The 6,299-nt window shown below is 71.2% G+C and carries 7 protein-coding genes; 2 read left to right on the forward strand and 5 right to left on the reverse strand.

Annotation, left to right across the window (positions count from 1 at the left end; genetic code table 11):
- Window positions 1–247: 247 nt before the first annotated feature.
- The 3 genes from AOK08_RS33060 to AOK08_RS33070 all read right to left on the reverse strand — a co-directional run bounded on the left by AOK08_RS33060 (window position 248) and on the right by AOK08_RS33070 (window position 3,261).
- On the reverse strand, window positions 248–568 hold the full coding sequence (locus AOK08_RS33060; protein WP_241827192.1) for a DUF6059 family protein: 321 nt from the start codon (window positions 566–568) through the stop codon (window positions 248–250).
- A gap of 14 nt (window positions 569–582) precedes the next feature.
- Complete coding sequence (locus tag AOK08_RS33065; RefSeq protein ID WP_055532898.1) at window positions 583–2,562, reverse strand: HAD-IIIC family phosphatase; 1,980 nt, start codon at window positions 2,560–2,562, stop codon at window positions 583–585.
- 324 nt (window positions 2,563–2,886) lie between these two features.
- Window positions 2,887–3,261 carry an ArsR/SmtB family transcription factor gene (locus AOK08_RS33070; protein ID WP_055532900.1) on the reverse strand — a complete coding sequence of 125 codons (375 nt, stop codon included), beginning with the start codon at window positions 3,259–3,261 and terminating at the stop codon, window positions 2,887–2,889.
- A gap of 114 nt (window positions 3,262–3,375) precedes the next feature.
- Here AOK08_RS33070 and AOK08_RS33075 point away from each other — a divergent pair, with 114 nt between their 5' ends.
- Window positions 3,376–3,801 carry an ArsI/CadI family heavy metal resistance metalloenzyme gene (locus AOK08_RS33075; RefSeq protein WP_055532901.1) on the forward strand — a complete coding sequence of 142 codons (426 nt, stop codon included), beginning with the start codon at window positions 3,376–3,378 and terminating at the stop codon, window positions 3,799–3,801.
- Here the strand turns inward: AOK08_RS33075 and AOK08_RS33080 are convergent.
- The gene (locus AOK08_RS33080) at window positions 3,787–4,977 is read right to left on the reverse strand and encodes a hypothetical protein (protein ID WP_241827193.1); all 1,191 of its coding nucleotides are present in this window, start codon (window positions 4,975–4,977) and stop codon (window positions 3,787–3,789) included. The genes AOK08_RS33075 and AOK08_RS33080 overlap by 15 nt on opposite strands.
- 256 nt (window positions 4,978–5,233) lie before the next feature.
- On the opposite strand from AOK08_RS33080, the gene AOK08_RS33085 reads away from it, so the two are divergent.
- Window positions 5,234–6,109 (forward strand): calcium-binding protein, encoded by an 876-nt coding sequence (locus AOK08_RS33085; RefSeq protein ID WP_055532903.1) that lies wholly within the window; start codon window positions 5,234–5,236, stop codon window positions 6,107–6,109.
- Between the two features lie 67 nt (window positions 6,110–6,176).
- On the opposite strand, the gene AOK08_RS43935 is transcribed toward AOK08_RS33085, so the two are convergent.
- Window positions 6,177–6,290: a hypothetical protein gene (locus tag AOK08_RS43935; RefSeq protein ID WP_422125791.1), complete on the reverse strand. Its 114-nt coding sequence runs from the start codon at window positions 6,288–6,290 to the stop codon at window positions 6,177–6,179.
- Window positions 6,291–6,299 lie beyond the last annotated feature (9 nt).

A 6,299-nucleotide genomic window follows, 5' to 3' on the forward strand; every position in this document is an offset into this window, starting at 1 on the left:
GTGCCGGAGGGACACGGCCGGTGCGGGAGGGACACGGCCGGTGTCCAGTCCCGGAGACCGGGGCCGTCGGGGCACGGCCGGGTGCCGGCGGGGCACGGCGGAGTGCCGGAGGGACACGGCCGGCGTCCAGGCCCGGCGACCGGGGCCGTCGAGGCATGGCGGAGTGCCGGAGGGGCACGGCCGGGGCCCAGGCCCGGCGACCGGCGCCCAGCCCCGGCGACCGGCCTCCAGCCCCGGCGGCCGGTGTCTAGTCCCGGCGGCCGGGGCCGTCCTCCACCCGGCCGTGCCCCTCCAACTGCGCCCACAGCTCCCGTTCGCGCGGGGAGAGCGGCACATCGGTGACCAGCCGCTCGGGATGCGCGAACGGTGGCTCGTCGAGGGGCAGCACGGAGCCCGGGGCGACCCCGGGCTCCGGCTCGGGGTCGCCGAGCCACCAGTGCTTCGCCTGGTCGACGGAGCCCGGCGGCACCATGCCGAACATCATGGCGAGTGCGCCGAAACCGTCGATGAAGAAGGTGGCGACGCCCCGCCACGCCCGCCGCACCGCCCGGCGCGCCGACCACCCCATGCCGTCCGCCGCCTTCAGGACGACCGCCGGCCGAGGTCCGCCGTCAGACGGACGTACGCCGGCGGTGTCGGCAGCAGTTCCTCGGACAGGTCGTGCCGGAACGACACGGTGCCGTCCGGGCCCTCACCGGTCTCCACGAAGCCCATGGACGGGTACAGGTCGCGCACCCGGTGGTTCTTGGCCGTCGGACGGTAGCTCGCGTGCACGGCGCCCGCGCCGGCCGCCCGCGCCTCGGCGAGTACGGCGGCCAGGCAGGCCTGCTCGATGCCACGGGCGAACACCCGGCAGCTCAGCAGCATGTTGTCGATGCGCCAGCCGCCACCCACACCACCCACACCACCCACACCACCACCGGACTCGACACCGCTCACGAGTACGGCACCCACCAGCCCGTTGTCCCCGAACCGGTCCCCGGAACGAATGGCCAGCACCAGCCCGTCCGCCGACTCGTGCATGGCCCGGATGTCGGCCTGCTGGAGCCGCTCGGTGGTGAGGTTGAACTGGTTGGTGCGCAGCGTCACTTGCGAGACGCGGGCGATCTCGTGGTCCCGTACGGGCGAGAAGGTGACCTCGACGCCGAGCTCCGCGAGGTACTCGTCCATGGAGTCGGCGCTCTCCAGGAGGTCCTGGCGGGCGACCTCGGTGCGGTACTGCGTCGCGCGGGCGCGGTCCTCGGACGTCAGCTCCCGTACGTCGAACCAGCCGTCGGCGAGGAGCCGTTCGACATGCAGGGCGGGTTCCTCGTCGAGCCGGACCACGGCGACGCCGGGCAGGCTGCGGGTCACCAGACCGCACTCGAACGGCGAGTCGTCGGCGAAGACGAAGCTGTCCACACCGAGGTTGAGCTTCTGGGCGATCTCCAGCAGATTCCGGTCCTTGGGCTCCCAGTTGGCGGTGACCTGGACGAAGTCGCCCTCCCGCAGCACCATGTCGGGGTGCTCGCGCAGCACAGCCCGCACCGGCTCGATGTCGTTCTTGCTGCACACGGCGAGCAGGACGCCCTGGGAGCCGATCTGGGCGACGGCCTTCTGGAACCGCCCGAACGCCTCACCCCGGTAGGTGGTGGCGGCGGCGATACCGTCGGGCCCGTCGTCCCCGAGGATGCCGTCCCACAGGGTGTTGTCCAGGTCGACGACGAGCACCTTCTTGGTACGTCCGCGCAGGGCCCTGGCGAGGTGGCCGATCTCGCGGGCGTAGCCGGCCAGCAGCTCCTCGCCGAACTGCACCTTGGCGTAGGCGGCGAGCCGGGGCTCGTTGGCGGGCCCGCAGGAGGCGAGGATCGGGTCGAGGTCGACGACATGGACGCGGTCGTGCACGGCGGCCAGCCGCAGCAGCCCCGCGTTGAACTCCCGCCAGATCACGCCGAGTCGGGCCCTGGACCGGGCGTCGACGAGGCGGCGCTGCTGGCCGCGCAGCAGGGGCACGGTGTTGAGTACGAGGGTGCCGGTGCCGCGTGCGACATAGCGCTCGGCGAGCGACCTGATCAGGTTGAGCTTGCCCTCGGTGGCACGCTGGACGTCCTCGACGCCCCAGGGGTGCGGGAGTTCCGCGAAGATGATCTCGGCGTCCAGCACGCACAGGGCCAGATCGGCGCCGGAGGTGTACACATCGCTGTCGGTGTTGTGGAGATCGCGGCGCCAGGAGTCGTAGTCGCCCTCGTGCACCTTCAACAGCAGGCTGTGGCGGGCGAGTTCGGCGGTCAGCGGGGCGGTGAGCCCGTTCAGGGTGGAGTGGCCGGTGACCGCGACGGTGAACGTCTCGGTGCCGGGGTGCTCGCGCAGCACCGCCTCCCGGTCGAGTCGCGAGAGCAGTTGTCCGGCCCTCGCCAGGTCCGGCGCCGGCGGCCCGGCGGGGTCACCCGTCGTGGCCAGCTCGGCGAGGAGAGCGGGCACCTCGTCGTACGCGTCGGCGAGGCGCCCTTCGGTGTGGAGGGCGCGCAGCCGGTCCAGCGGTCCGGTCCGCTCGCCCACCGCGGTGCTCACAACCGTGGCCATGGTGTCTCCATTCACTGAATCGCCCGTAGCCCGGCGCCCACGCGGTCCGCGAGCACCGATCCGGTCCCGCACCCGGTCCCGGGCACAGGCCCACCACCACTAGCCGGTGGCCGGAACGAGCCTCCCGCGCCCGTCTTAAGGCGGCCTTGAGCGCGCGTCGAACTCCCTTCTGAGGTGCGGGTACGTGCGTGTACGTGCGTGCAGTTCCCCGCGCCCCTGAAGGATGAAAAGCAGGGGCGCAGCCCCTGCTTTTCAGGGGCGCGGGGAACCGCGCGACCAGCCCCCACCGGACCCGCACCCGACACCCGGGCCCTGGAGGCCGGATCAGGTGGCCGCCAGCAGCCTGCCCATCGTGGCCAGCACCGACGGCTCGACCCGGTAGTACACCCACGTACCGCGCCGCTCGGAGGTGAGCAGACCGGCCTCCCTGAGCTTCTTCAGGTGATGGGAGACCGTCGGCTGCGAGACCCCCACGTCGGAGATGTCGCAGACACACGCCTCACCGCCCGCGTGCGAGGCCACGGCCGAGAAGAGCCGCAGCCGCACCGGATCGCCGAGCGCCTTGAACATCCGCGCGGCCGTCCGGGCCTCCTCCACCGTGAACGGCCGCTCGGTGAGCGGCGGACAGCACGGCGCGGCACCGGCCTCACCCGGAGCGGGATCCAGCAGCGGCAACGGCAACGGCTTCATATTCGACATACGTCTATGTTGACACTCATCGATACAAGCGCCAAGCTGGCAACCACCAGGACATCGACATTCATCGAAACAAGAATCAAAAACAGGAATCGAACCAGAAAGAGGTGGGTAGCCATGACCTCCCGCGTACAGCTCGCCCTCCGCGTGCCCGACCTCTCCGCGTCCGTGGCCTTCTACACGAAGCTCTTCGGCACCGGGCCAGCCAAGCTCCGTGCCGGCTACGCCAACTTCGCCATCGCCGAGCCCCCGCTCAAACTCGTCCTCATCGAAGGCACCGCGGGCGAGGCGACCCGCATGGACCACCTCGGGGTGGAGGTCGGGAGCACCGAGGCGGTCCACGCCGCCACCGCCCGCCTGGCCGAGGCGGGCCTTGCCACCGACGTCGAGGACGACACCACCTGCTGCTACGCCCTCCAGGACAAGGTCTGGGTCCACGGCCCCGGCCAGGAACCCTGGGAGGTCTACGTCGTCAAGGCCGACGCCGGTTCCCTGGCCAAGCAGGCAGACAGCACCTGCTGCACCGAGCTACCTGCCCCGTAGACCGGAAGACGCGCCCCCGGGCGCACGGGAGGCGTCGGCCACCGTCGGCCCTCCCCCGCGTACGACACCCCCGCGCACGACGGAGTGCCCGCGCCCCCGGTCCCGTACCGGCCAGAACAGGACGTAAGCGGTGGAGACGACGACGAAGCCCAGGCGGACCAGGCCCCGGGCCGCGTCGTCGGGCACCGCGAAGACGCTGCCGTACAGGGTGATCAGCGCGATCCAGCTCCACCAGGGGACCAGACGCCGCTGCCCGATCACGTCCCACAGCAGGGTGCCGAGCAGAACGGACGCCGTGTAGTACGTGTAGACGCTGGGGTCGAGCGCGATGCGGGCGTTGGCGCCGAGCAGGACGACAGCCGGCCAGCGCCCGCGCCACACCGCGACACAGCCCAGTACCAGGCCCGCCACGGCCTGCGCGGGCCGCACCCAGGGCGGGGTCACCGGATCGCCGACCCCGAGGCTGCGCAGCGCCGACGCGGGCTGGTTGGGGATGACGAACTCGGCGGCGGCGAACGAGTGCGAGGTGTCGAGGAAGAACGGCAGCCAGACGACCGCCACCAGGCCCACGCACCACACGGCCGCGCGCGGCCACCGTGATCTCGGCAGGGCCAGCAGAAGGGGGAGGAAGGCGAGCGCGGTCGGTTTCGAGTCGACCGCGAGGGCCAGGAAGACACCGGTCGCCACCGCGTCGGCGCGGGTGAGGGAACGTACCGCCAGAGCCGTGAAGAAGAGGGCCAGTACGTCGTCGAGGTGGCCGAAGCGGACCGCGACCTCGATCCACATCGGGATGAAGGCCAGGCCCGCGATCAGCACGCGCTGCCGCAGCCGCTGGTGGTTGGTGCCGGTGCCCAGGAAGTACTGGGCGGCGCTGCGGCCGGCCACCACCAGGATGACCAGGCCGAGCAGGGACATGACGGCGGCGGCCAGGAACTGCCCGACGGGCTCGGAGAACGGGTTCAGCAGGCCCGCCGCCAGGAAGCTGACGGGTCCCATCTGGAGTTCGGGGTGGTGGGCGTAGAGGTTCAGGCCGCCGTCGGGGCTGCCCGGGTTCTCGTAGATCAGCTCCCCGCCGGTGCGCAGATAGTGCCAGGAGAACCCGCCGTGCGGCTCGACCAGCGCGAACCACAGGATCGTCCAGGCGGTGAGCAGCACGAGGTGCGTCCGCTGGCCCATGACAGGCACGTCTCTCCTGACCTTCCGTTCGCTCGTCCCCCCTTCCGGAGGATGGCCCTCCTCTTCTTAGAGGGCGGAACGGCGCCGCGGGTTCGCTCCAAAACCCATCCGGATCCCCCGGTCCCATCCGGATCCCGTCCAAAGCACATCCAGATGGGCTTTGGATGGGATCCGGAGCACAACCTCGGCCCCCGGTCCGCTGTCTAACCGGTACTCAGACACCCACGGCACGACTCCCGCGAAGGGGCTGCTCGCCATGCGCACATACAGAAGGATCGCCACCGCCACCACCACCGCCCTCACTCTCACCCTCGCCCTGGGCGCGGCGTCGCTCATGGCCCCGGCGGCCCAGGCGGCGGCCACACCGAACGCGGGCTCACTGACCCACACGGCCGGCGAACTCTGGTACAAGGGCGCCCCGGGCCAGGCCAACCGTCTGCGGGTGTCGATGACGGTCGAGGTCCGCGACAACGAGTTCGACACCTACTACATCCTCACCTTCCAGGACCGCGCCCCCATCACCATCGACCAGAGCGCGGCGGACCTCGACGAGTGCGTGTACCCGACGCCGTCCGACCACACGATCGCCCAGTGCGCGGTCGGCATCCCGAACGGCTCCGACGACTCCGACATCTACGACGTGGACCTGGGCGACGGCAACGACACCGCGACGATCGACTCCCAGCACAACGCCGCGTTGGCCACGATCTACGGCGGCAAGGGCAACGACGTTCTGCGGGGCAACTCCGCCGAGGTCTTCTACGGCCAGGACGGCAACGACACCATCAGCGGCGGGGAGGGGTCCTGGGGCCTCGGAGCGTTCGGCGGCGCCGGAAACGACACCCTCACCCGCTGCGAGACCACCTGCCACGGCGGCCCCGGAAACGACTCGCTCACCGGCGGCGCCGACGACGGCGACGACAACACGCTGTACGGCGACGCGGGCAACGACATCCTGCACGGAAAGTCCGGCGCCGACCTCCTCTACGGCGGCACGGGCAACGACCGCCTGTACGGCGACGCGGGCAACGACAAGCTCTACGGCAACAGCGGCAACGACACCCTGCACGGCGGCGCGGGCACGGACACCCTCTCGGGCGGCCCAGGCACGGACAAGCTCTACCAGAACTAGGACGGACCACCAGAAACAGTCCTACCCCGCCCCTGGAAGGCAGCCCGCAGGGGCACCTTCCGACGGACTACCGGCCCCTGGAAGGCAGCCCCGCAGGGGCAGTGTCCGTGCCCGCGCCGCCGTGCAGGGTGTCGTTGCCGCTGTTGCCGTAGAGCTTGTCGTTGCCCGCGTCGCCGTACAGGCGGTCGTT

It is taken from the genome of Streptomyces graminilatus, from assembly GCF_001418565.1.
Classification (GTDB): Bacteria; Actinomycetota; Actinomycetes; order Streptomycetales; family Streptomycetaceae; genus Streptomyces; species Streptomyces graminilatus.

Coding starts and splice junctions, on each gene's coding strand:
- AOK08_RS33060 (WP_241827192.1), bottom strand. CDS start 568: ATGGGGTGGTCGGCGCGCCGGGCGGTGCGGCGGGCGTGGCGGGGCGTC.
- AOK08_RS33065 (WP_055532898.1), bottom strand. CDS start 2,562: ATGGCCACGGTTGTGAGCACCGCGGTGGGCGAGCGGACCGGACCGCTG.
- AOK08_RS33070 (WP_055532900.1), bottom strand. CDS start 3,261: ATGTCGAATATGAAGCCGTTGCCGTTGCCGCTGCTGGATCCCGCTCCG.
- AOK08_RS33075 (WP_055532901.1), top strand. CDS start 3,376: ATGACCTCCCGCGTACAGCTCGCCCTCCGCGTGCCCGACCTCTCCGCG.
- AOK08_RS33080 (WP_241827193.1), bottom strand. CDS start 4,977: ATGGGCCAGCGGACGCACCTCGTGCTGCTCACCGCCTGGACGATCCTG.
- AOK08_RS33085 (WP_055532903.1), top strand. CDS start 5,234: ATGCGCACATACAGAAGGATCGCCACCGCCACCACCACCGCCCTCACT.